General features: G+C 57.4%; 1 pseudogene. It reads left to right on the forward strand.

The features are described 5' to 3' along the window. Positions 1 to 882 (forward strand): annotated as a pseudogene (locus AC1DZP_RS36265) (hypothetical protein); the annotation flags it as partial.

An 882-nucleotide genomic window follows, 5' to 3' on the forward strand; every position in this document is an offset into this window, starting at 1 on the left:
ATCAGACTTTCACCGTCAGTGCGACCCAATGGGACGGCTTCCCAACCATCAACATGAAGACMCAATGGGACGGCTTCCCAACCATCAACATGAATGACGGCAGTGACACGCTGAACACGATGGTCGCCGGCTTGATGACTATTTCTGCAGGCGGAGTTACAGCCATCACCGGTGTTGAAACCGGCAACCTCACCGGTAGTTCCGGCAATGATGCGCTCACGCTCACGGGGGCCCAACTCGATGCAATCATCATCGGCTCCGGCACGATCAATCTGGGACTTGGTTCCAACGACACAATCGCTCTTACCTCGACCTCCGCTGATCTGAACACGTTGGGAGCGGTTAACGCGTCGATACAAGGCGTCGAAGCGATCTCCGCAGCCACAGCATTGGCCGGCGTCACTATCAACTTGAGTGGGCAGAGTGAAGGCTTCGTCATCACCGGCGGTGCAGGCGCGGATGCTATTACCGGAGGCAGCGGCAACGATACGATCAATATAGCCACCGGCCAGTTCGTCGCGGGTGAATCTATCGACGGCGGCGCCGGCGCCGGTGACAGCCTGAATTTCACCTCCACCGGAGACGGCACCAGTGTTGATTTATYCGTCGGCACCATCAGCAATGTCGAGACCTTGACAGCCATCAATCAGGGGAGCGGCAACGGCTACGATCAGACTTTCACCGTCAGTGCGACCCAATGGGACGGCTTCCCAACCATCAACATGAATGACGGCAGTGACACGCTGAACACGATGGTCGCCGGCTTGATGACTATTTCTGCAGGCGGAGTTACAGCCATCACCGGTGTTGAAACCGGCAACCTCACCGGTAGTTCCGGCAATGATGCGCTCACGCTCACGGGGGCCCAACTCGATGCAATCA

The sequence above is a fragment of the Mesorhizobium sp. P2_F8 genome (assembly GCF_056403655.1).